The organism is Mesorhizobium sp. 113-1-2 (assembly GCF_016756475.1).
GTDB classification, from domain to species: domain Bacteria; phylum Pseudomonadota; class Alphaproteobacteria; order Rhizobiales; family Rhizobiaceae; genus Mesorhizobium; species Mesorhizobium loti_C.
Genome location: NZ_AP023242.1, coordinates 3,054,324 through 3,075,308, shown reverse-complemented (window position 1 = coordinate 3,075,308; position 20,985 = coordinate 3,054,324). Strand labels below are relative to the sequence as shown.

The window sequence follows — 20,985 nt, the reverse complement described above, 5'->3', positions numbered from 1 at the left end:
AAGGCCGGCCTTCATGAAAATGTCATAAAAATCAAATGGAAACCGGCATTCGGGTGAACTAGAAAACATGTCCTGGAGAGATCGTGACCGGGGCGGCGGCAAGCCGGCGCAATCGTCGCCATGGTCGGTGTCCTCCGTCACCCATGATGTCGCCGACCTTGTCGCCCGTAAAATCCATGCTGAAACCGCTTCCTTGCAAGAGACATGACATGTGGCTGAGTGATTTCGAAATCGTCCTGCGCGACCGCGTCATCCCAAGCGGCGCGATCAGGATCGAAAACGGCAGGATCGCCGATATCCGCGAGAAGCCGGTCGAGCATGCCGACATAGAGGGTGGCGGCCGCCTGCTGCTGCCCGGCTTCATCGACATGCATGGCGACATGGTGGAGAGGGAAGTCGAGCCGCGCATCGGCGTGCACGTGCCGATGCCGATCGGCATTGCCGAACTCGACAAGAAGCTCGCCTCCTGCGGCATCACCACCGCCTACGCCGCGCTCTCCTTCATCGGCGCCAGCGTCACCAGCGGCGTGCTGCGCTCGGAAGATCACACATCAGCAATCATCGACACCATCGCCGGGATGAAGGACGACCTCCTGGTCGACCATCGCATCCATGCCCGCTTCGAAGTGACCTTCACCCCGGCGATTCCCAGGCTGCAAAAGCTGATGGATGCCGGCAGGCTGCATTTGATCTCGCTGATGGATCACACGCCCGGACAGGGGCAGTACCGCGACGTCGAACTCTACATCGCCCGCATCGCCAAGGAACGTGGCATGTCCGTTGCCGCGGCCTCCGAGGTCGTCGGCAAGCGCATGGCCGGTCGCAACGGCCAGGGTGATGTGCTGAATGCGCTGCAGGACCTGTCGGCGCGTGCGCAAGCCGCCGGCATCGTGCTCGCCTCGCATGACGACGACACGCTGGAAAAGGTGGAACTGGTCCACGGCCTGGGTACCGCGCTCTCGGAATTCCCGGTGACGCTGGAAGCCGCACAGGAAGCCCGCAGGCTTGGTATGCACACCGCCATGGGCGCGCCCAACGCGCTGCGTGGCGAGTCCTATTCCGGCAATCTTTCCGCCCGCCAGGCCTATGAGGCCGGGCTGCTCGACATGCTGGCCAGCGACTATCACCCGGCCTCGATCCTGCCCGCGATAATCGGCCTGGCGGAACTGCGGGACGATGGCCTCGCGGCGGCGGCCGCACTGACCAGCGCCAATCCGGCCACGGCGCTCGGCCTCACCGATCGCGGCGCCATCGAGCCTGGCCTTCTGGCGGATCTCGTCGTGGCCGAGCGTCATCCCGTGCCACGCGTGCGCGCCACCTTCCGCGCCGGTCGCATGATCTACAGCGATGGCACGCTTGCACAGGCGGGGAAAGCAGAACGCCTTGCCCTCGCCGTGGGTGAACGGGTACCGGCTGCCTCCCGGGAAAGCGCGTAGCGCTTTCCCCAGAGAATTGCGTCAAAACAAAGAGATAGAGCAACAGCAATTCCAGGAAAGTATGAGCGGTTTTCCCGGGAAAAGTGTGAAACGGCTTTCGCACAGAAGTTGCGTCAAAACAAAGGGTTGGAACAGTTCGCCGTGTCCGTGAAACGTCGAACCGCTCTAAACGTCGAGCACGACCATCATGCCGCGCACTTCGGCCATTTCCAGCAGCATGTCCTGCAGCGTTTCGACGGTCAGCGCCGCACCGGTTACGGCCAGTAGCTCGGTGATACTCTCTCTCATGGAAATGACCGAGACTCCGGTTTTCTCGGAAAGCAGTCGTCCAATGGCTGCGCGGATCTGGGCATTCTGGTCAGGCATGATTCCCCCTTCATGCTGGATGACGGTATAAGTTTTCTCCAACGGTATGCTTTTTTCGCAACTTCTGCGAGCTTTAGCCTAGGCTTGCAAGCCGTCTGGGTAGGTCTGATCTCCATTATTTGTCCGACAGTTGCTCAGCGACGACAGTAACGGCGGCGCCCACGGCTTGCCGACCGCTTCCATGACCGCAAGCAGGGCCAACGGCACTTCGTGCCGACTGAGCCCGATGAGGGTCTTGTCTTGCGCCGCTACCGGCAATTCCGTGGATGTGTCGAAAATGGAATACGTGCCTGTCGGCTCGTTCGAAATCTCAAAGCGGTTCAATGCAAACCTCTCCGTCCCCCGGGAGCCTTGTAACGCGCGCGCCCATCGGAGGTTGCATGAGGGTGGCCGTTTTTGCGGCAGTGAACCGCGGACCGCACGGCATGCGCCCCGACAGGACCGCCTAGGGCCGCCATGGCACCATCGAAATCGCTTCGCACCATTTTAAATCTTGACGCGTGTCAATTTTTTATAAAACATGCGCAAACGCTGATGGGGCTAGGTCAGCGCTCTGGGAGGAGAAATGCCTGGCATGGAAAAGGTCCCGACCGGGTCCGTTGTCCGCGAGACGTTCGGCGCTCGCTGGGCCGCAGGCCGTGCGGCGTTGCCAATGCCGGCATGGCTCTCGCAGCCACGGGCATCCGTGGGCTTGCCGATGAGACACATCAAACAAACAAGAAGCGGAGGAACAAAATGCGCATCTTCAACGGCCTGACGCTTGGCACGGGCCTGCTGGCGACCATCGTCTCGGCCCCGTCTTATGCCGAGGACGCGGCCAAGGTCGCGGCCATCGTCAAAGGCCTCGACAACCCCTTCTTCCAGACCATGCAGCAAGGCATCGAGGAACAGGGCAAGGCCAGCGGCGTCAATGTCAGCGTCCAGGCCGCAGCCAATATGGGTGACGCCACCGGCCAGGCCGACCGTCTGACCGCCATGGCCCTGCAGGATTTCGATTGCTACCTGGTCAACCCGATCAGCGTCTCCAACCTCGTCCAGGCGCTGGTTCCGGTCGCCCAGAAGAAGAAGCCGATCGTCAACATCGATAGCACCATCGACGCCGAACAGGCCAAGGCCGCCGGCTTTGCCGTCTCGACCTATATCGGCACCGACAACGTCGCCGCGGGCGCGCTGGCCGGCGAGGAAATGCTGAAGCTGGTGCCGAAGGGCGGCAAGGTCGCGCTGATTGCCGGCATCGTCGGCGATGTCGGCTCCAATGCTCGCATCAAGGGCTTCAAGCAGGCCGTCGAAGGCAAGCTCGAAGTGGTGGTGATGGTGAGCGCCGACTGGGATCGTGAAAAGGCGCTGACCGCCGCAACCGATATCCTCGCCGCACATCCGGATCTCGCCGGTTTCTTCGCCGCCAACGACATCATGGCGCTCGGCGTCGAACGCGCCGTGCAGACCTCGGGCAAGGACGTCAAGGTGATCGGCCTCGACGGCATCGTCGACGCGCTGAAGTCGATCGCGGCAGGCGAACTCACGGCCACCGTCGCGCAATATCCCTATGTCGTCGGCGCCATGGGCGTCGAGGCTTGCAAGGCGGCGGTCATGGGCAAGCAACTGCCCGCCAACGTGCCGGCGCCGGTGCTGCTGATCAACAAGGCCAATGCCGACGCCTCGCTGAAGAATTTTCCGCGCCCCGGCGGCGATTATCCCGATCCGCTGCGCGAGCTGTTGAAGTGAGCAATTCCACAGACAACGCGCCCGTCGCCCATTCGGCGGGCGCGGCGGAGGAGAGCCGCCCCTCCCTGTCGGCTCTCCTCCTGGATCCGTCCTTCTGGGCCGACTGGGCGTCCGTCGTCGGCCTGGTCGGTCTCGTCATCATTTTCGGCATCGCCCAGCCGGTCTTCCTCAGCGTCGCCAATCTGCAAGCATTGCTTTTGGCATCGGCGATCCTGGTGGTGCTGTCGATCGGCCAGACCTTCGTCGTCGCGACTTCAGGCATCGACCTGTCGTTGGCGGCGGCCGTCATGCTCGGCGCCATCATCCTCGGTCTCGTCAACGCGGCGGGCTACGGCATCGTCATCGCCTGCGTGCTGGCGGTGCTCGCCACCAGCGCCATCGGCTTCCTCAACGGCCTCATCATCACCGTCGGCAAAATCCCCGACTTCGTGGTGACGCTCGGCACGCTGTCGGCCATCACCGGGCTTGGCCTGATCCTGTCAGGCGGCGAACCCACCATGGTCGGCTCGACCTTCCTGCTTAAACTCGCTTCGGGTTCGTTCGGGCCTTTCGGCTATCCGGTCTGGGTGGCAATCGCCGCCGTCATCGTGGCGCATATCGCGCTCTACCACACGCGCTTCGGTGTCCATCTCCTGGCGACAGGCGGCCAGGTCGAGAGTGCCGGCGCGCTCGGCATCCGCACCAACCGCGTCAAGATCGCCGCCTACACCATTTCGGGTTTCTGCGCCGGCCTCGCCGCCATTCTTCTGGTCGCCCGCATCGGCTCGGCCGAACCGCTGATCAACACCAGCCTGCTCTTGAATTCGGTGGCGGCGGTGGTGCTGGGCGGCGTCAGCCTGTTCGGCGGCCGCGCCAGCATATTGGGCCCGGCCATCGGCGCGCTGATGCTGACCGCCTTGGTCAACGGGCTGACATTGCTCAGCGTCTCGGCCTTCTATCAACCGCTTGCCGTGGGCGCCATCGTGGTGCTGGCGGCGCTGATCATGCGGTACCAGAAATGAGCGCCGTCATCCCCTTCCCTGCCTCCGACACGATCATCGCCTGCGACGGCCTGAGCAAGCATTTCGGCGGCGTGCGCGCCTTCACCGATGTTGCCTTCCAGGCGCGCCGCGGCGAGGTCACCGCCGTCATCGGCGACAATGGCGCCGGCAAGTCGACGCTGATCCGCTGCCTGGTCGGCGTGCATGTGCCGGATGCCGGCTCGATCGTTTTCGATGGCCGGGAACATCCCTTCTCCAATCCGGACGGGGCGCGCAAGGCCGGCATCGAGACGGTGCACCAGAACCTGGCGCTGATCGACGAACTGACGGTGGCGCAGAACCTGTTCCTCAACCGCGAGCTCGTGCGCCGCATCGGCCCCTTCGCCTTCCTCGACCGCAGGGCGATGAAACGCGAGGCCCGCTCCATGCTGTCGCGCCTGTCGATCAACGTGCCGTCGATCAACCAGCGTGTGCGCCGCCTGTCGGGCGGCCAGCGCCAGGCGATCTCGATCTGCCGTGCCGTCGGCTCCGGCGCCAAGCTGGTGGTGATGGACGAACCGACGGCAGCGCTCGGCGTGCAGGAGACCGCCAATGTCGAAGCGCTGATCCGGCGTCTGCGCGAGCAGTCCGTCTCGGTCATCCTGGTCAGCCACAATTTCGATCAGGTGCGGCGCCTGTCCGACCAGATCTGGGTGATGCGGGCGGGAAAGATGGCGGCGACCGTGCGCGCCTCGGAAACCACGGGCAACGAACTCGTCGCGCTGGTCACCGGCGCGGCGTGATCCGCCCAATCGTAGAACCATTGCTGGCCGCAAGCTCGGCCAGCATCAGACTTGAAATCAAGGAGTTTGCGCGTGGCACCACTTCGTGTCGGGCTTGTGGGTCTTGGAGAGGTCGCGCAGTCGATCCATCTGCCTGTTCTGGCTGACCAGCGCGACCGTTGGCGGATCGCGGGCGTCCACGACGTGTCGCCAAGCCTGGTGGCGCTCGTCACGTCGGAATATGCCGGGGTGAAAGCCTTCGACACGGCCGAGGCGCTGATCAATTCGCCTGACATCGACGTGGTCTTCGTGCTGTCGTCCGACGACACCCACAGCCGCTTCGTGCGCGCGGCCATGCAAGCCGACAAGCACATCCTGCTGGAAAAGCCCGCTTGCCTGACGGTCCGCGAGATCGACGAGCTGCTGGCGCTGATGCCGTCTTACCGAAAGACCCTGTTCGTCGGCTACATGCGCCGCTACGCACCAGCATATCTGGCGGCCAGGGACGAACTGCCCGCTCATGCCGACATCACCCATGTCCGCATCTTCGACCTGATCTCGGAAGGCCGGCATTTCCTCAAGAAAAGCCAGAATGTCCTCTATCCCCGGGACATCGACCCTGCTCTTCTTGCGCGCGGCGCCAGGGAGCGGGACGCACTGATCCGCGAAGTCGTCGGTACCGACGCGCCCGCTGACCTGGTGCGCGCCTATCGCGGGCTGACGGCACTGTCGTCGCATCACATCTCGGCGATGCGCGGGCTAATCGGCGAACCCAAAGGCGTGGTGGCCGCGCATCGCACCAATGGCGGCGCCAACACGTCGATCACCTTCGACTACGGCCATTTCGCCTGCCTCTATGACGCGGTGGTCGATGATCTCGGCCTGTTCGACGCCATGATCGAAGTGCGCTCCAACACCAGGCGCGTGCGCATCATCTACGACACGCCCTACATCCGCAGCCTGCCGACCCGGCTCGAAGTGACCGACGCCGGCCCGCTCGGCCCGGTGACGAAAAGCTTCGGTCCGCTCTATGGCGACGCCTTCTCCAACGAGCTGGAGATTTTCCACCGCCATATCGCTGAAGGCACCAAACCGCTGACCGACCTCGCCGACTCGCGCCGCGACCTGGCGCTGATGGCCGGGATCATCGAGAAGATGAAGGAGAGCCGCACAGGCGCCTGAGCCTGCCGGCAAGGTACCGGCAGGCGCAACACGTTCCGGCAAAGACTGCTGATTGGCCCTTGCCGAAGCCGGCGGCCTCGCTCATCCATGGCACGACAGACAACAGCCTGGAACCAGCGATGACCGACGCCAGCCTTCATCTCGTCGAAGCAACGATCGAGCAATTGCGCCGCGCTCTCGATGAAGGCACGGTCACCAGCGTCGAACTGGTCGCGGCGTATCTCAGGCGCATCGCGCATTTCGACCGGCATGGCATCAGCCTCAACGCCGTCCCGGTGCTCAACCCCGACATGTTCAAGGAGGCTGCCGCTTCCGACCAACGGCGGCTCGATGGTGCCCTGCCCGGGCCGCTCGACGGCATCCCCTACACCGCCAAGGACAGCTACAAGGTCAAAGGCCTGACGGTCGCGGCCGGCTCGCCGGCTTTCGAGCATCTCGTCGCCAATGAGGACGCCTTCACCATTGCCCGGCTGCGCGCCGGCGGCGCGGTGCTGATCGGCCTCACCAACATGCCGCCCATGGCCAATGGCGGCATGCAGCGTGGCGTCTACGGCCGCGCCGAAAGCCCCTACAATGCCGACTATCTGACCGCTGCCTTCGCATCCGGTTCGTCCAACGGCTCCGGCACGGCGACTTCAGCCAGCTTCTGCGCCTTCGGGCTCGGCGAGGAGACCTGGTCGTCCGGGCGTGCGCCGGCCAGCAACAACGCGCTGGTCGCCTACACGCCGTCGCGCGGTGTGATCTCTGTGCGCGGCAACTGGCCATTGGTGCCGACCATGGATGTCGTGGTGCCGCACGCGCGGACCATGCCCGACATGCTCGAACTACTCGACGTCATCGTTGCCGACGATCCCGAAACGCGAGGCGATTTCTGGCGCGCGCAGCCTTGGGTCGAACTGCCGAAAAGCTCCGAGGTGCGTCCGCAGCGTTACACCGACCTGGCGCTGGCCGGGTCGCTGAAAGGCAAACGACTCGGCGTGCCCAGAATGTATATCGGCCGCGACAGCGAGGCTGATAGGCCGATCGAGACCCGCGCCTCGGTGCTGGCGCTGTGGGAGCAGGCGGCGGCCGATCTGGAGCGGCTTGGCGCCGAAGTGGTGGAAGTCGATTTTCCCGTCGTCTCCAACTACGAGCGCGACCGCCCCGGCGCCCGCACCATGATCGAGCGCGGCCTGGTGCCAAAAGAATTCGCCGACCGCGAACTCTGGGATCTCTGCATCTGGGGCTGGGACGACTTTTTGCGCGCCAATGCTGACCCTGACATCCCCGATCTCGCCTCGGTCGACGGCCCGAAAATCTTCCCGCAGCCGCCGGGCACTTTGCCCGACCGCTACGAAGGCGGCTTCGACCTGTCGGAGTATGTCGAGCGGGCCAAATCCGGCGTCACACCCTTCACAGATATCCCTACGCTGGAGGATGGGTTGAAGGGGCTTGAGGCGACACGGCGCATCGATTTCGAGGACTGGCTCGACGCGCAAGGCATCGACGCCGTGGTGCTGCCAGCCGCCGCCGATGTCGGGCCGGCCGACGCCGATGTCAACGAGGCGTCCGCCGCGCTTGCCTGGCGCAATGGCACCTGGGTCGCCAACGGCAATCTGGTCTGGCGCCATTTCGGCATCCCGACCGTCACCGTGCCGATGGGCACGATGGCCGACATCGGCATGCCGGTCGGCCTGACCTTCGCCGGCAAGGCCTATGACGACGAAAGACTGCTGCGCATGGCCGGCGATTACGAGCGCGCCACCCAGCGCCGCACGAGCCCGCCGCGCACGCCGGAACTGGCCGATGATGTGTTTTCGGGGCGGCACGTGCAGGCCGGCCACGGCAGGTTGCCGCCACTGGCAATCGCGCTGGTCGCCGAGACGCGCTCTTCCGGCGATCAGGACGAGATCGCGATAACGCTCGACATTGCGGCCGAGGCGGAGAGCGCCACCGTCAAGGTGCACGTCAACGGAGAAGCCGTCGCGATGCAGCGAGCCGGCGCGCACTTCAGCGGAAGCGCCTTCGTTCCAGCCGCCGAGCACAAGCGGTTCCACAGCGTCTGGCGCGGCTCGTATGGTTCAATCGTGACGGCGGTGGTGCGACTGGAGGATGGACGCACAGCCGGTGCCTATCTTGTCACCGGCGGGATTGGATGAGCGCCGGGACTAGGAAGGCAGCGAAGCCAGCCATTCTTCCCAAAATTCCTGTTGCATATGGACGAAAACCGGAACCACGTCGACGCCATCATCAAATATGTCGACCAGATCGGTCTCCTTGGGAAATTGCCCCGTCTTCACCTTGCAGGCTATCAATCCGCGACTTTTTTCCATTACGGTATTTTCCGGATAAACATTGGCACTTGCTCCGTAACAGAAGGGTATCAAGCCATCGACTTCGAGTGCCTGGCGGATTTGGAACAGAGCCTCGAAAAAGTCTTCCTCTTCGGCCTCGATTACCTTGTCCCGATAGCTGCATTTCAGACTGCAGGCAGCGCCGCTCACGTGCAGCGTGAACACGGCTTGCTCGTCGTCACCAACGGAACCTGCGCCGATCAGAAAAACAGTACGGTGATGGTCCATCTCATCCCCCTCGCCATTCGACGGGATGGTAGTGCGATACCGGCCGATTTTCCAGCATGGCAGGGATCGGGACGCGGCCGCCCTCCGTCGTCATCCGCTGGCCGAGCGTCTCGCTGTAAAGGCAAGGTCCCGCCGAATGGCGTCCCATTTGTCCTGGGACAGACCGGCAAGCAGCTTTTCGTCGAGATGGCCTAATCGAATGAGATGGGCAAGAACGTAGATCAGCTGCGAATAGCGGTAATCGAACATCCGATCGATATCCCGCCGCTCTTCACGCAGATAGTCTTCCAGCTCCCACATTTCGGAGGGCTGCGTCACCGCACTCGCCTTGCGCTTGAATTCCGCCATCGTCTTTGCGAGCGCGGCCTCAAGAGCCATATCGAAGGCATGACGGGCGAGCTTCTTTTCGGAAGCAGACCAACTGAAACCATTCATTGGATATCTCCTTAGATGCCCTGTGAATTCAGCCCAAGATTTTCATAAAACCACGCCTGCTGCTACCCCCGCGCCGCCCACAGCAACCCGCGCTCCACCATCATCGCCATCTCCGGCACCGCAAACTCATCCGCCGTGTGCCCAAGCGAACTGTAAAACACCCTCCCCGCGCCATACCGCCGCTTCCAGACCACCGGCATGACAACGCCATCAATCCCCGGGAAATGCGCATCGCTGAAGGTGGTCGTCGCCAGGACCTCGTTGCTCGGATCGACATGCATGTAATACTGCTCCGACCGATAGGCGAAATCGCCGACGCCCCTGGTGATCGGGTCGTCCGGTTGTGTGATCACCACACGATAGTCGATGATGTTGCCGGGATGCGCGACCCATTGGCCGCCGATCATGAACTGGTAGTCGGGCTCGTTGCGGAAACTGTCGCCCATCGTGCCGTGAAAGCCGCCAAGCCCGCTTCCCGCGCGAACCGCCTGCGTCAGGTTCCGCAACTCGGCCTTCTCGATCGTCGACATGGTGATGACCGGTACGATGAGATCGAAGGTAGGCAATTCCGGATCGGCGAACATCGCCGTGCCGTGGCCCAGCGTGACGGTGAATCCATTGCGCTCAAGCAAGGCGCGGATAACGTTGGCGCTACGCTCGGGCGTGTGGCCTTCCCAGCCGCCCCAGGCAATCAGGGCCTTCTTTGGCATGCCATGAACCTCCTGAATCGCCCGCCGCGATCGATGGTTACACGGCGCGGCGGTCAGCGCCAGCCCAGGGCCGGCGCGACATGCGTCAGGATCGCCTCGATGACATGGGCGTTGTAGTCTACGCCGAGCTGGTTGGGCACGGTGAGCAGCAGCGTGTCGGCTTCGGCGATCGCCTCGTCCTGCGCCAGCTCCTTGATCAGCACGTCAGGCTCGGCGGCGTAGCTGCGGCCGAAGATCGCCCTGGTATTCTCCTCGATGAAGCCGATCTGGTCGCGGCTTTCATTGCCGCGGCCGAAATAGGCGCGGTCGCGGTCATCGACCAGCGCGAAGATGCTGCGGCTGACCGAAACGCGCGGCTCGCGCTCGTGGCCGGCCGCCTTCCAGGCCTCGCGATAGATGCGGATCTGCTCGGCCTGCTGGATGTGGAAGGGCTTGCCGCTCTCGTCGAATTTGAGCGTCGAGCTCTGCAGATTCATGCCGAGCTTGGCCGCCCATTCCGAGGTGGCGTTGGTGGCCGCGCCCCACCAGATGCGCTCACGCAGGCCTTCCGAATGCGGCTCGAGCCGAAGCAGCCCGGGCGGGTTGGGGAACATCGGCCGCGGATTGGGCTGGCCAAAACCTTCGCCGCGCAGCGTGTCGAGGAAAACCTCGGCGTGATGCCGCGCCATGTCGGCGTCGCTTTTGCCTTCCGGCGGCTGGTAGCCGAAATAGCGCCAGCCATCGATGACCTGCTCGGGCGAGCCACGGCTGATGCCGAGCTGCAGGCGCCCGCCGGCGATGATGTCGGCGGCACCCGCATCCTCGGCCATGTAGAGCGGATTCTCATAGCGCATGTCGATGACCGCCGTGCCGATCTCGATGCGGCTGGTCTTGGCCCCGACAGCCGCCAGCAGCGGGAATGGCGAGGCGAGCTGGCGGGCAAAATGATGCACGCGGAAATAGGCGCCGTCGACGCCGAGCTGTTCGGCCGCGACGGCGAGATCGATGGACTGCAGCAGCGCGTCGGAAGCCGAGCGCACCTGCGATTGCGACGAGGGCGTCCAGTGCCCGAACGAGAGGAAACCGATTTTTTTCATGGCCCTGAAGTATATGCGGGCGGCACGTGCTTCAATGCCAAAACAGCGGGGTTACACACCGTCGCCTTGCACGATACTCAGGAGTCGCCGTGGAGGGTCGAATGCTCAGGGGAATCCGCATCGTCGAGATCGAGGCGCTCGGGCCCGCACCCTTCGCCGGCATGCTGCTTGCCGATCTCGGCGCCGAAATCATCGTCGTCCACCGCAAGCAGGCGCTCCTGCCCGGACTCCCGGAACGCTCGCTGCTTGATCGCGGCAAGCGCTCCATCGCGCTCGACCTCGGAGATGCCGAGGATGTCGCCCTGCTGATGCGCCTCATCGCCACCGCCGACGGGCTGATCGAGGGATTCCGGCCCGGCGTCATGGAGCGACTCGGCCTCGGCCCGGAGGCCTGCCTGGCGGTCAATCCAATGCTGGTCTACGGCCGCATGACCGGCTGGGGCCAGGACGGCCCGCTCGCCCGCACCGCCGGGCATGATTTGAACTATATCGGCGTGTCGGGCGCGCTCTGGTACGCCTCCTTGCCGCACGAGCCGCCCATGGCGCCGCCGACGCTGGTCGGCGATATAGGCGGCGGCGCGCTCTATCTGGTGATCGGCATACTCGCCGGCATCATGAACGCGCGAGCGAGCGGTGAAGGCACCGTGGTCGACGCGGCGATCGTCGACGGCTCGGCCCACATGATGAACCTGCTGATGGTGCTCGGCCAAATCGGCGGCCTCGCGGCCGAACGGGGCAGAAGCCTTCTCGACGGGCCGCATTGGTGCCGCGTCTACCGCACATCCGATGGCGGGTTCATCAGCGTCCAGTGCATCGAGCCGAAATTCTATGCGCTGTTCCTCGACCGGCTCGGCCTCGCCGCCGATCCGCAATTCGCCAACCAATTCGACCGCGATCTCTGGCCGGAACTCGGCAGCCAGCTGGCGGCGATCTTTGCGGCAAAAACCCGCGACGAGTGGACCAGCCTGTTCGAGGGCTCCGACGCTTGCGTCTCACCGGTGCTCAATCCATGGGAAGCAGCACAGCACCCGCACATGGCCGCGCGCGGTTCCTGGCTGGCGGTGGACGGTGTCCTGCAAGCAGCTGCTGCTCCGCGCTTTTCCCAGTGGGTGCAAAAGACACCGACGAAAGGTCCCGCGCGCGACGAACACGGTGCCGAGATTCGCGCGGAACTGGCGAATCCCCATACAAGCCGTTGAAATCGGCGAGTTTTAGCCTGCTGGAAATCCACCATTGGCTGCCGGGAATTGGCCTGACACTGGCTTGAGCCGACCGCCGAGCGGGCCAGCTACTTCCCGCAATGGTGATCGTTGATCTTGTTTATCGCATTCGCGTCCGGCCCCACCCGATTGTAGGAGCAGGCGCCGGCGGCGGTGGTGAACAGCTGCTGGTCATAATAGCGCGGGCCGCCGAACAGGAAGCCGATGAGATCGTCATCGGCGGGAACATAGCGTTCCGGCTCGGCCTGATTGTAGTAGTGGTTCTGAGTGTGGTGGCGGTGCTTGGCCCCGGCGGATGCCGGCGCGGTCATGCCGCAGGCCGTCGCCAGGGCAAGAGCGCAGATCGCAAAGCGTTTCGTCGTCATCGGCAACACCCTCCTGGCCGTTCACGCTTCCTATATAGGCAAAAATCACCGGCCGGACAAAGGTTCCCTGGCAACGGTTCGCCTGCCCCGCGATTTGCATGCCCGCCGGAGCGAACTGCACAGCGCATCAGAAAATCGAAATTGCCCCTGCCGTGTCGAGCCGCAATGGTCTTGCGGGAGGCAGCCGGCTCAGGGCTGTGGAGGAAACGCCGGAGCTGCGAGGCGGCTCGGGCAAGCTGCCAGTTGAGGCTGGCAGCGAGGGAGGAAGAGACTTGGCTGGTTCGGGCAAATCCGACGGCGCGCGCTCGGGCATCAAACTGTCCCAGGAGCTTGTCGTCGTTGCGATCTCGGTCATCCTCTTTGTTGTGTTCTCGGCGACGCTCAACAATTTCCTGAGCCAGGGCAACATCATCGCCATCCTCAAGAACGTCTCCATCCTCGGCACGCTTGCCGTCGGCATGGGCTTCATCGTCGTCGGCCGCGGCATCGATCTTACCATGGTGGCGGTGATGGTGGTCGGCGTCGCCTTCTCGATCTGGATCTCCACCTGGGGCATCGACTTCACGCTGGCCGTGCTCTGCGGTGCCCTTCTGGCCGCTGCCATCGGCCTGTTCACCGGCATCATGGTGGCGGTGGCCGAAATCCCGCCGATCTTCGCCACGCTGGCCATCGCCTCCTCGGTCTACGGTTCGGGGCGCATCGTCTTTGCCTCCGACGTCCTCTATGCCCCGCTGGACATCGGCTGGCTGAAATTCGTCGGCAGCGGCACCATCCTCGGCATCCCGATGGTCGTGGTCATCTTCGCGGCGGTGGCGGCACTGATGGGCTTCTTCCTGAAGAAGACCCGCTTCGGCCGGCTGGTCTATGCCACCGGCGACAATCCGAACGCGGCCCGCACCACCGGCCTGCCGACGCGCCCGATCATCGTGACGCAATATGTGCTGAGCGCGCTGATCGCCTTCACCGCCGGCATCATCATGCTGGGGCTGGTCACCGGCATCGACACGCGCCTTTACAACTCGAGCCTGATCTACGACGTGCTCTTGGTCGTGGTGCTCGGCGGCATCGGCCTTTCCGGCGGCCAGGGCGGCGTGCGCAATGTCATCGTCGGCACCATTCTGGTCGGCATCCTGACCAACGGCATGACGATCCTGAACTTCAGCTACACCAGCCAGAACCTGATCAAGAGCGTGATCCTGCTGGGCGCGCTGGCGATCGACGCCATCATCAATCCGCGCGACGAGCAGACCTCGCAGAGCGGCGACATCTGAAACAAGAACGCATCAAATCAGGGAGGAAACCATGAAGCTATTCAAGAACTGCCTGTTCGCAGGCCTGACCGCGCTTGCGCTGCTGGGAGCGGCCAACGTCGGCACCGCGCAGGAAACCGACCAGGTCGGGCGCGCGCCCTATCTGGAAACGCTCAAGGGCAAGAAGGTCATCTTCGTGCCGATCTCGCAGGGCATGGACCTCAACCAGGCCTGGGTGATGGTGTGGCAGCGCCACGCCGCCCGCTATGGCTTCAGCCTCGAAGTGCGCGATCCCAACGGTGACACCAATGCCGGCATCCGCGCCATGCAGGGCGCCATCGCCGAGAAGCCGGACCTGATCATCGTGCAGAATCCCGACGTCCAGACCTACGCCCGCCTGCTCAAGCAGGCGCAGGCGGCCGGCATCAAGGTGCTGCAGGTCAACATGCAGTCAGCCACCCAGACGGACTCCTATGTCGGCAATGACTGGATCGAGATGGGCCGCCTGGAAATGGGCGAACTGGCCAAGCACTGCACCGGGCCGAACGCCGTCTCGCACAAGGTGGTCGGCTTGCCGGCGTGCAGACGGGCGCCGCCAACATCTACATGCGAACCGGCATCGACGAGGTGCTGAAGGCCAATCCCGAACTGCAGCTCGTCTCCGACCAGCCGGCCGACTATATGAGCGAAAAGGCCCGCCAGATCACCGAGACGGTGCTGCAGCAGCATCCGGACCTCTGCGGCATCATGGGCATCTGGGACAATGCCGAGGTCGGCGCCGGTGCCGCCGTCGCGGCTGCCGGCAAGCAGGACCAGGTCACCATCGTCACCAATGGCGCGGGCGCCGCCACCGGCTGCGACAGCATCAAGAACGGCCTGCTCGATGTGATCTTCAACTTCAATGCCCCCATCCAGGGCGAAATCGCCGCGCAGCAGATTTCCGAACTGCTGCAGCACCCCGACCGGCAGGCGGGCAGCGAGAAGACCATCTTCTTCGGCCCGATCACCCGTGTCGACAAGACCAACGCGACCGGCCGGAACTGCTGGAAGCCTGAAGACATCAAGTAACGGACTTTCCGATGAGCATGGCCGAAAGCCTCGTGCGCTGGCGCTACCGCCTGCTCCCCGACCATGTGGTCGGGGAGATCCTGACCAAGAAGTGGATCGACAGCGTCATCCCCTTCACGGCGCTGGTCATCCTGTGCGCGATCTTCGGTTCGATCGTGCCGGGCTTCTGGAGCGTCGCGACGCTGACCAATCTCAGCGGCCAGACCGCCGAGCTCGGCCTGGTCGTGCTCGGCATGACCATCGTCATGGTCTCGGGCGGCATCGACCTGTCGGTCGGTTCGACCTTCGCGCTGGCGGTGCTGGTGACGCTCTACGGCATGAATGTCGGGCAATGGAGTTTCGGCACCGGCCTGCTGGCCTGCCTCGGGCTTGGCGTCGTCTGCGGCGCCATCAACGGCGTTCTGGTCGGCTTCCTGCGCATGCGGGCCTTCCTGACGACGCTGGTCACGCTGATCATCTACCGCTCGACCTTCGACGTCATCTTCCCGCAAGTCTCGACGCCGATCGTCACCAGCGGGCCGGATTCGCCGACCTATGATTTCCTCGGCTTCGGCACGATCTGGGGCGTACCGACCTCCTTCGCCGTCTTCGTGGTCATCGCGCTGGCGATCCACCTCGTCCTGTCGCGCGCCCGCTATGGCTGGCGGCTGTTCGCGGTCGGCGGCGCGCGCCGCTCGGCCTACAATGCCGGCATCAATGTGCGTTTCACTCTGTTCAGCGCTTATGTTCTGTGCTCGGTGCTGGTCGCGCTCTCCGGTTTCTTCTTCTCGGCCCGCATCGGCAGTGCGGCCTCCGATATCGGCACCGGCCTCGAACTGCAGGTGCTCACCGCGACCGTGCTTGGCGGCATCTCGCTTGGCGGCGGGCGCGGCTCGGTGGCCAAGGCGCTGATGGGCACGATCTTCGTGCTCGTCCTGTCGAACAGCCTGCTTGCTCTGGCCGTATCCGGCCCGGTCAACTCCCTGATCCTTGGCCTCGTGCTGCTTTTCTCGGTCCTGCTCGACGTGCGCTGGGTGAAGAACCGTCACAAGATCCTGCGCAGCGTCTACATCTCGCCGACCTTCGCCAAGATGCGCGAGCCGATCTCGACCGCGCCGGGCACGCCGATCGCCGTGAACGACCGGTTGAAGGATGTCGGCGTCATCGGCCTTGGCGTCCTCGACGGTGCCGAGGATGTCATCTTCGACCGCCAGGACCGCCTCTACACCGGTACCCGCCAGGGCGACATACTGCGCTTCCAGCCGCCGCATTATACGCAGAGCGAAGTGTTCGCCCATATTGGCGGCTCGCCGCTCGGCATGGCCTTCGACCGCGACGACAATCTGGTCATCTGCGTCGCCGGCATGGGCCTCTACCGGGTGGCACCGGACGGCACAGTGAAGCTGCTGACGGCCGAGACCAACCGCTCGCTGACCTCGGTCGTCGACGACTCGACCATGAAGCTTGCCGACGACTGCGACATCCTTCCTGACGGCCGCATTGTCTTTTCCGAAGCGACCGTACGTTTCGAAATGCATGACTGGTACGCCGATGCGCTGGAAAGCCGAGGCAACGGCCGCATCATCGTCCATGATCCGCGCACAGGTTCGACCCGCACGCTGCTGTCGAACCTGGTCTTCCCCAATGGCATCTGCACCGCCTTCGACGGCCAGTCGGTGCTGTTCGCCGAAAGCTGGGCCTGCCGCATCAGCCGCTACTATTTCGACGGCCCGAAGAAGGGCAAGGTCGAGCGCGTCATCGAAGGCTTGCCCGGCTATCCCGACAACATCAACCGCGCCTCGGACGGCACCTATTGGCTTGCCTTGATGGGCATGCGCACGCCGGCGCTCGATTTGTCGCTGGAAATGCCGGGCTTCCGCCGCCGCATGGCGCGGCGCGTTTCGGAAGACGCCTGGCTGATGCCCAACCTCAACACCGGCTGCGTGCTGCGCTTCGACGAGAACGGCCAGATCCTCGAAAGCCTCTGGGACCGCGCCGGCGAAAAACATCCGATGATCACCTCGATGCGCGAGCACAAGGGCGTGCTCTATCTCTGCGGCATCTTCAACAACCGCATGGGCACGCTGCCGCTGAAGGGCGTCGACCAGAACTGGTTCAGCTCGGATTCCTACTGGGGCAAAAAGGCATGAGCGCCGTGAGCCAGTTTTTCGACCGCTTCCTTGGCCGTGGCGACTGGGCGGTGACGGTGCCGACGCTCGACGGCCCCCTGCTGCCCAACCAGGGATTGGAGGAGGCCGAGACCTTCGCCAGCCTCGCCAATGCAGACAATCTCGTGCGCACCGACAAGGGCGTGCTGGCCAGCAGCGCCGCCTCGCTGGTGCGTTTCGGCGCCGACGGCCATGCCGAAATCCTGCAGGAATTTTCCGGCGAGATCACAGCACTCGCCCATGCCCGCGGCATGACGGCGCTGGCGATCGACGGCAAGGGCGTCGTCATCCGCGGCGGCCTGCATGACGGGCGCGAAGCGACGGGCGACGAGGTCCTGCGGCTCTCCTGCATCACCGCCCTCACCTTCCTCGACAGCAACAGCCTGCTGATCGCCAACGGTTCGGCCTCGCTGCCGGCGAGCGGCTGGCGCCGCGACCTGATGCAGAAGAACGCTTCCGGCTCGCTCTGGCGCCTCGATTTGAAAAGCGGCCGGCTGGAGCTGATCCGCGACGGCCTGGCCTGGCCGGCCGGCATCGCCACCACCGGTTCGAACCGCATCTACGTCACCGAAGCCTGGCGCCACCGCGTGCTGGCGATCGACCTCGCCACCAAGGCGACGTTGCCGGTGCTGGACCATCTGCCCGCCTATCCCGCCCGCATCGCGCCCGCCTTCAATGCCGGCTACTGGCTGACCTTCTATTCCGTCCGCAACCAGCTGGTGGAATTCATCCTGCGCGAGGAGACCTATCGCAAGCGCATGCTGGCCGAGGTCCCGGAAGCGTATTGGATGGCGCCTTCGCTGAGCTCATGGCGCGATTACCGCGAGCCGATGCAAGGCAGCCAGCTGAAGCAGATGAACGTGCTGAAGCCCTATGCGGTCACCCGATCCTATGGGCTGGTGGTACATTGCGACCAGAACATGAAGCCGCTGTCGAGCTTTCATTCGCGCGCCGACGGCACGGTGCACGGCACGGTCAGCGCCTGCGAGGCGGGCGACGATTTGCTCGTCGCCTCGCGCGGCGGATCGCGGGTGGTGCGCGTGGCCGGCGCCGCCGGCGGCAAGCGGGGTTAAGCGATGTCGGATAACATCATCGAACTCAGGGACGCCACCAAGGCCTTCTCGCGCATCCCCGCCTTCAAGAACGTCAATTTCGACCTGCGCAAGGGCGAGATCCACGCGCTGCTCGGCGAAAACGGCGCCGGCAAGTCGACGCTGACCAAGGTCATGGCAGGCGTGTTCAAGCTGACAGAGGGCAAGATGACCTTCGACGGCAAGGAGGTGTCCTTCGCGGCACCCGCCGAAGCGCTGCGCGCCGGCATTGCCATGGTGTTCCAGGAAACCAATCTGGTGCCGGCTATGACCGTGGCGCAGAACCTCTATCTCGGCGAAGAGAAGATGTTCAACCGGCTGCGCGGCCTCTACATCCAGGCGCGGCAATTCCTCGCCGGCATGGGCTTTCAGGTCGACCCGACCGCGCAGGTCAGCACGCTGGGCGCGGCGCACAAGCAGATGGTGGAGATCGCGCGCGCCGTCCACCACAAGGCCCGCGTCATCATCTTCGACGAGCCGACGGCGACGCTGACGCCGGAAGAGAAGAGCCATTTCTTCAACCTGCTGCAGCGCCTGGTCAAGGAAGGCATCGCCATCATCTTCATCAGCCATGCGCTGGAAGAGGCGCTGGCCGTGGCCGACCGCATCACCGTCATGCGCGACGGCGAGATCGTGGCTTCGGGAGACGCCAAGGGCTTCACCCGCGCCACCATCGTGCAGGCCATGGTCGGCCGTACGCTGACCGAAACGCTGCATGGCGAGGTCAAGCGCACGGCCCGGCCCTATGGCGACAAGGTGCTGTCGGTCGAGAACCTCTCCTGCGCCGGCCTGGTGCGCAACTCATCCTTCTCGGTCTTTTCGGGCCAGGTCACCGGCATGTTCGGCCTCGTCGGCGCCGGCCGCACCGAAATGGCCAAGGTCGTTGCCGGCCTGCTGAAGCGCAACATCTTCCATGGCGGCGAGATCCGCTTGCTCGGCAAATCGGTGCGCTACCGCGTGCCGCGGCCGGCGGTGCGCGACGGCATTGTCTATGTCACCGAGGACCGCAAGCTCGACGGTTTCTTCGAGACCATGACGGCCGGCGAGAACCTGCAGATGGGCGAACTCACCGAGGGCGCCAACCCGGTCTCGATGGTGTCCTTGGCGCGCGCCAGGCAGCTTGCCCGCGAATGGGGCGAGCGCTTGAGCCTGCGGCAGACCAGCGACCGCGCCCGGATGATCGAGCTTTCCGGCGGCAATCAGCAAAAGGTGGTGATCGCCAAATCGCTGATCCAGAAGCCGAAGCTGGTGATCTTCGACGAGCCGACGCGCGGTGTCGATGTTGGCGCCATCGTCGAGATCCACCAGCTCATCAGCGATCTCGCCGACCAGGGCATGGCCGTCGTCGTCATCTCGTCCTATCTGCCTGAAATCCTGGCCGTTTCGGACCGCATCCTGGTCGTCAAGCGCGGCCGCGTGGTCGAGGAGATGATGCTGTCGGAAGCGACCGAGGAACGCGTGATGTTTGCTGCAGTGCATTGACCGTCGCAAAGAAAGGCAATGTTTCGCCGGCTAAGCCAGGACCAATGGTTGGCCCCGGCCTATTGCCTTGCAATCGGTTCCGCGTCTGAATAGGTCAGGAGGTCAGACCACCTGCCCGAGCGGACATGTCCAGCATCAACCTCAAACTTCTGCAGACGTTCCTGCTTGCCGCCGAAAACGGCAGCTTCCGTCGTGCTGCCGAAGAGAGCAACCGCTCGCCGTCGGCGGTCTCGATGCAGATACGCGACCTCGAGGAGCAGATCGGCATCTCGCTCTTCATCCGCACCGCGCAGCGCGCCAGCCTGACGCCGGAAGGCCAGGTCCTGTTCGAGGAGATCGCCAACGCGATGTCGCAGGTGCAGACCAGCCTCGACCGGCTGACCGAGATCGCCGCGCGGCGCAAGGGCAAGGTCCAGATCGCTTGCGCCCCGACGCTTGCGGCAAGCCGGCTCGGCGACATATTGGCGACATTCAAGCTGCGCTATCCCCGCTCGATCGTCGAGGTCATCGAAACCCCACCCCAGGCGGCGCTCAGCCTTTTGCAGCAGCAGGAGGTCGAGTTCTATATCGGCCCCGAACTGCCCAACCTGACCGACTTCCAGTTCGAGTCCATCCTCGACGATCCGCTGATGGCCTGCATCCCGACGGAAATCCATGGCGGCGAAAAGAAGCTGCTTCTCTCCGACCTCTTGCGCTACCCGCTGATCCTGCTCAACCGCAAGACGGCGGTACGCGGCCTTGTCGATCGGCTCACGGCGGCGGAAGGCATCGAGCTCAAGCCGCGATACGAGGTCGAGAGCGCGCAGACCGCGGTGGCGCTTGCCTCATCCGGCCTGGGTGTGTGCGTCGTCCCCGGCATCGCCATCTCACGCAATGACGAGCGCATGCGCGTCGTGCCCATCGACCACCGCGACGCCCACCGCTCCGTCGGCATCATCACGGCGCGAGGCTACGTGCACCACTCCTTCTCCGAACAGCTGATGAACCTCATCCGCACCAACCTGCGCGAACTGGCGCATTGAGCAACGCTGGAGATTTGCCGCACCGTCTGTAGCTTCGTCATCCTAGGGCGAAGCAAGGAGCGAAGCGACGCGCGCAGACCCTAGGATCCATTCCGTGACGTCAAAGCG

Annotated in this window: 21 protein-coding genes; 14 read left to right on the top strand and 7 right to left on the bottom strand. The window is 64.2% G+C overall.

Annotated elements, in window-relative coordinates:
• The first annotated feature begins 209 nt into the window (after positions 1 to 209).
• Positions 210 to 1,436 (top strand): alpha-D-ribose 1-methylphosphonate 5-triphosphate diphosphatase, encoded by a 1,227-nt coding sequence (locus tag JN279_RS14740; RefSeq protein ID WP_202353152.1) that lies wholly within the window; start codon positions 210 to 212, stop codon positions 1,434 to 1,436.
• 165 nt (positions 1,437 to 1,601) lie between these two features.
• Here the strand turns inward: JN279_RS14740 and JN279_RS14735 are convergent, their stop codons facing one another.
• Together JN279_RS14735 and JN279_RS14730 are read right to left on the bottom strand one after the other, a co-directional pair.
• Positions 1,602 to 1,802 carry a hypothetical protein gene (locus tag JN279_RS14735; RefSeq protein WP_202353151.1) on the bottom strand — a complete coding sequence of 67 codons (201 nt, stop codon included), beginning with the start codon at positions 1,800 to 1,802 and terminating at the stop codon, positions 1,602 to 1,604.
• 78 nt (positions 1,803 to 1,880) lie between these two features.
• Positions 1,881 to 2,126 carry a hypothetical protein gene (locus JN279_RS14730; protein WP_202353150.1) on the bottom strand — a complete coding sequence of 82 codons (246 nt, stop codon included), beginning with the start codon at positions 2,124 to 2,126 and terminating at the stop codon, positions 1,881 to 1,883.
• 411 nt (positions 2,127 to 2,537) lie between these two features.
• On the opposite strand from JN279_RS14730, the gene JN279_RS14725 reads away from it, so the two are divergent.
• From JN279_RS14725 to JN279_RS14705, 5 genes are all read left to right on the top strand, one after another.
• On the top strand, positions 2,538 to 3,527 hold the full coding sequence (locus JN279_RS14725; protein ID WP_202353149.1) for a sugar ABC transporter substrate-binding protein: 990 nt from the start codon (positions 2,538 to 2,540) through the stop codon (positions 3,525 to 3,527).
• Positions 3,524 to 4,528: an ABC transporter permease gene (locus tag JN279_RS14720; protein ID WP_202353148.1), complete on the top strand. Its 1,005-nt coding sequence runs from the start codon at positions 3,524 to 3,526 to the stop codon at positions 4,526 to 4,528. The genes JN279_RS14725 and JN279_RS14720 overlap by 4 nt, the downstream gene beginning before the upstream one ends.
• Positions 4,525 to 5,289, top strand: coding sequence for an ATP-binding cassette domain-containing protein (locus tag JN279_RS14715; RefSeq protein WP_202353147.1), 765 nt, complete (start codon positions 4,525 to 4,527; stop codon positions 5,287 to 5,289). The genes JN279_RS14720 and JN279_RS14715 overlap by 4 nt, the downstream gene beginning before the upstream one ends.
• A gap of 72 nt (positions 5,290 to 5,361) precedes the next feature.
• Positions 5,362 to 6,450, top strand: coding sequence for a Gfo/Idh/MocA family protein (locus tag JN279_RS14710; protein WP_202353146.1), 1,089 nt, complete (start codon positions 5,362 to 5,364; stop codon positions 6,448 to 6,450).
• 119 nt (positions 6,451 to 6,569) lie between these two features.
• Complete coding sequence (locus JN279_RS14705; protein ID WP_202353145.1) at positions 6,570 to 8,588, top strand: amidase; 2,019 nt, start codon at positions 6,570 to 6,572, stop codon at positions 8,586 to 8,588.
• Between the two features lie 9 nt (positions 8,589 to 8,597).
• Here the strand turns inward: JN279_RS14705 and JN279_RS14700 are convergent, their stop codons facing one another.
• The 4 genes from JN279_RS14700 to JN279_RS14685 all read right to left on the bottom strand — a co-directional run bounded on the left by JN279_RS14700 (position 8,598) and on the right by JN279_RS14685 (position 11,232).
• The gene (locus JN279_RS14700) at positions 8,598 to 9,011 is read right to left on the bottom strand and encodes a hypothetical protein (protein WP_096448741.1); all 414 of its coding nucleotides are present in this window, start codon (positions 9,009 to 9,011) and stop codon (positions 8,598 to 8,600) included.
• Positions 9,012 to 9,101: 90 nt separating this feature from the next.
• Entirely contained in the window at positions 9,102 to 9,446 is a 345-nt protein-coding gene (locus JN279_RS14695; protein WP_096448743.1) for a hypothetical protein, read from the bottom strand.
• Between the two features lie 62 nt (positions 9,447 to 9,508).
• A complete protein-coding gene (locus JN279_RS14690; RefSeq protein ID WP_202353144.1) occupies positions 9,509 to 10,156 on the bottom strand; it encodes a ThuA domain-containing protein in 648 nt (215 codons plus the stop codon).
• 53 nt (positions 10,157 to 10,209) lie between these two features.
• Entirely contained in the window at positions 10,210 to 11,232 is a 1,023-nt protein-coding gene (locus JN279_RS14685) for an LLM class flavin-dependent oxidoreductase (RefSeq protein ID WP_202353143.1), read from the bottom strand.
• 101 nt (positions 11,233 to 11,333) lie between these two features.
• On the opposite strand from JN279_RS14685, the gene JN279_RS14680 reads away from it, so the two are divergent.
• Positions 11,334 to 12,431: a CaiB/BaiF CoA transferase family protein gene (locus JN279_RS14680; protein WP_202353142.1), complete on the top strand. Its 1,098-nt coding sequence runs from the start codon at positions 11,334 to 11,336 to the stop codon at positions 12,429 to 12,431.
• Positions 12,432 to 12,520: 89 nt separating this feature from the next.
• Here the strand turns inward: JN279_RS14680 and JN279_RS14675 are convergent, their stop codons facing one another.
• Positions 12,521 to 12,817 (bottom strand): hypothetical protein, encoded by a 297-nt coding sequence (locus JN279_RS14675; RefSeq protein WP_096448751.1) that lies wholly within the window; start codon positions 12,815 to 12,817, stop codon positions 12,521 to 12,523.
• 272 nt (positions 12,818 to 13,089) lie between these two features.
• Between JN279_RS14675 and JN279_RS14670 the strand changes: the two genes are divergently transcribed.
• The 7 genes from JN279_RS14670 to JN279_RS14645 all read left to right on the top strand — a co-directional run bounded on the left by JN279_RS14670 (position 13,090) and on the right by JN279_RS14645 (position 20,877).
• Positions 13,090 to 14,088, top strand: a complete 999-nt coding sequence (locus JN279_RS14670) for an ABC transporter permease (protein ID WP_202353141.1) — start codon at positions 13,090 to 13,092, stop codon at positions 14,086 to 14,088.
• Positions 14,089 to 14,119: 31 nt separating this feature from the next.
• On the top strand, positions 14,120 to 14,701 hold the full coding sequence (locus JN279_RS38695) for a substrate-binding domain-containing protein (RefSeq protein WP_274608697.1): 582 nt from the start codon (positions 14,120 to 14,122) through the stop codon (positions 14,699 to 14,701).
• Positions 14,647 to 15,135 (top strand): substrate-binding domain-containing protein, encoded by a 489-nt coding sequence (locus JN279_RS38690; RefSeq protein WP_274608696.1) that lies wholly within the window; start codon positions 14,647 to 14,649, stop codon positions 15,133 to 15,135. The genes JN279_RS38695 and JN279_RS38690 overlap by 55 nt, the downstream gene beginning before the upstream one ends.
• Before the next feature lie 11 nt (positions 15,136 to 15,146).
• Positions 15,147 to 17,264, top strand: coding sequence for an ABC transporter permease (locus JN279_RS14660; RefSeq protein ID WP_202353140.1), 2,118 nt, complete (start codon positions 15,147 to 15,149; stop codon positions 17,262 to 17,264).
• Positions 17,261 to 18,355, top strand: coding sequence for a strictosidine synthase (locus tag JN279_RS14655; RefSeq protein ID WP_202353139.1), 1,095 nt, complete (start codon positions 17,261 to 17,263; stop codon positions 18,353 to 18,355). The genes JN279_RS14660 and JN279_RS14655 overlap by 4 nt, the downstream gene beginning before the upstream one ends.
• A 3-nt stretch (positions 18,356 to 18,358) precedes the next feature.
• The gene (locus tag JN279_RS14650) at positions 18,359 to 19,855 is read left to right on the top strand and encodes a sugar ABC transporter ATP-binding protein (protein ID WP_202353138.1); all 1,497 of its coding nucleotides are present in this window, start codon (positions 18,359 to 18,361) and stop codon (positions 19,853 to 19,855) included.
• A 125-nt stretch (positions 19,856 to 19,980) separates the two neighbouring features.
• Positions 19,981 to 20,877, top strand: coding sequence for a LysR family transcriptional regulator (locus JN279_RS14645; protein WP_202353137.1), 897 nt, complete (start codon positions 19,981 to 19,983; stop codon positions 20,875 to 20,877).
• The last annotated feature ends 108 nt before the right edge of the window (positions 20,878 to 20,985 follow it).

Coding starts and splice junctions, on each gene's coding strand:
- JN279_RS14740 (WP_202353152.1), top strand. CDS start 210: ATGTGGCTGAGTGATTTCGAAATCGTCCTGCGCGACCGCGTCATCCCA.
- JN279_RS14735 (WP_202353151.1), bottom strand. CDS start 1,802: ATGCCTGACCAGAATGCCCAGATCCGCGCAGCCATTGGACGACTGCTT.
- JN279_RS14725 (WP_202353149.1), top strand. CDS start 2,538: ATGCGCATCTTCAACGGCCTGACGCTTGGCACGGGCCTGCTGGCGACC.
- JN279_RS14715 (WP_202353147.1), top strand. CDS start 4,525: ATGAGCGCCGTCATCCCCTTCCCTGCCTCCGACACGATCATCGCCTGC.
- JN279_RS14705 (WP_202353145.1), top strand. CDS start 6,570: ATGACCGACGCCAGCCTTCATCTCGTCGAAGCAACGATCGAGCAATTG.
- JN279_RS14700 (WP_096448741.1), bottom strand. CDS start 9,011: ATGGACCATCACCGTACTGTTTTTCTGATCGGCGCAGGTTCCGTTGGT.
- JN279_RS14695 (WP_096448743.1), bottom strand. CDS start 9,446: ATGAATGGTTTCAGTTGGTCTGCTTCCGAAAAGAAGCTCGCCCGTCAT.
- JN279_RS14690 (WP_202353144.1), bottom strand. CDS start 10,156: ATGCCAAAGAAGGCCCTGATTGCCTGGGGCGGCTGGGAAGGCCACACG.
- JN279_RS14685 (WP_202353143.1), bottom strand. CDS start 11,232: ATGAAAAAAATCGGTTTCCTCTCGTTCGGGCACTGGACGCCCTCGTCG.
- JN279_RS14680 (WP_202353142.1), top strand. CDS start 11,334: ATGCTCAGGGGAATCCGCATCGTCGAGATCGAGGCGCTCGGGCCCGCA.
- JN279_RS14675 (WP_096448751.1), bottom strand. CDS start 12,817: ATGACGACGAAACGCTTTGCGATCTGCGCTCTTGCCCTGGCGACGGCC.
- JN279_RS38695 (WP_274608697.1), top strand. CDS start 14,120: ATGAAGCTATTCAAGAACTGCCTGTTCGCAGGCCTGACCGCGCTTGCG.
- JN279_RS14660 (WP_202353140.1), top strand. CDS start 15,147: ATGAGCATGGCCGAAAGCCTCGTGCGCTGGCGCTACCGCCTGCTCCCC.
- JN279_RS14655 (WP_202353139.1), top strand. CDS start 17,261: ATGAGCGCCGTGAGCCAGTTTTTCGACCGCTTCCTTGGCCGTGGCGAC.
- JN279_RS14650 (WP_202353138.1), top strand. CDS start 18,359: ATGTCGGATAACATCATCGAACTCAGGGACGCCACCAAGGCCTTCTCG.
- JN279_RS14645 (WP_202353137.1), top strand. CDS start 19,981: ATGTCCAGCATCAACCTCAAACTTCTGCAGACGTTCCTGCTTGCCGCC.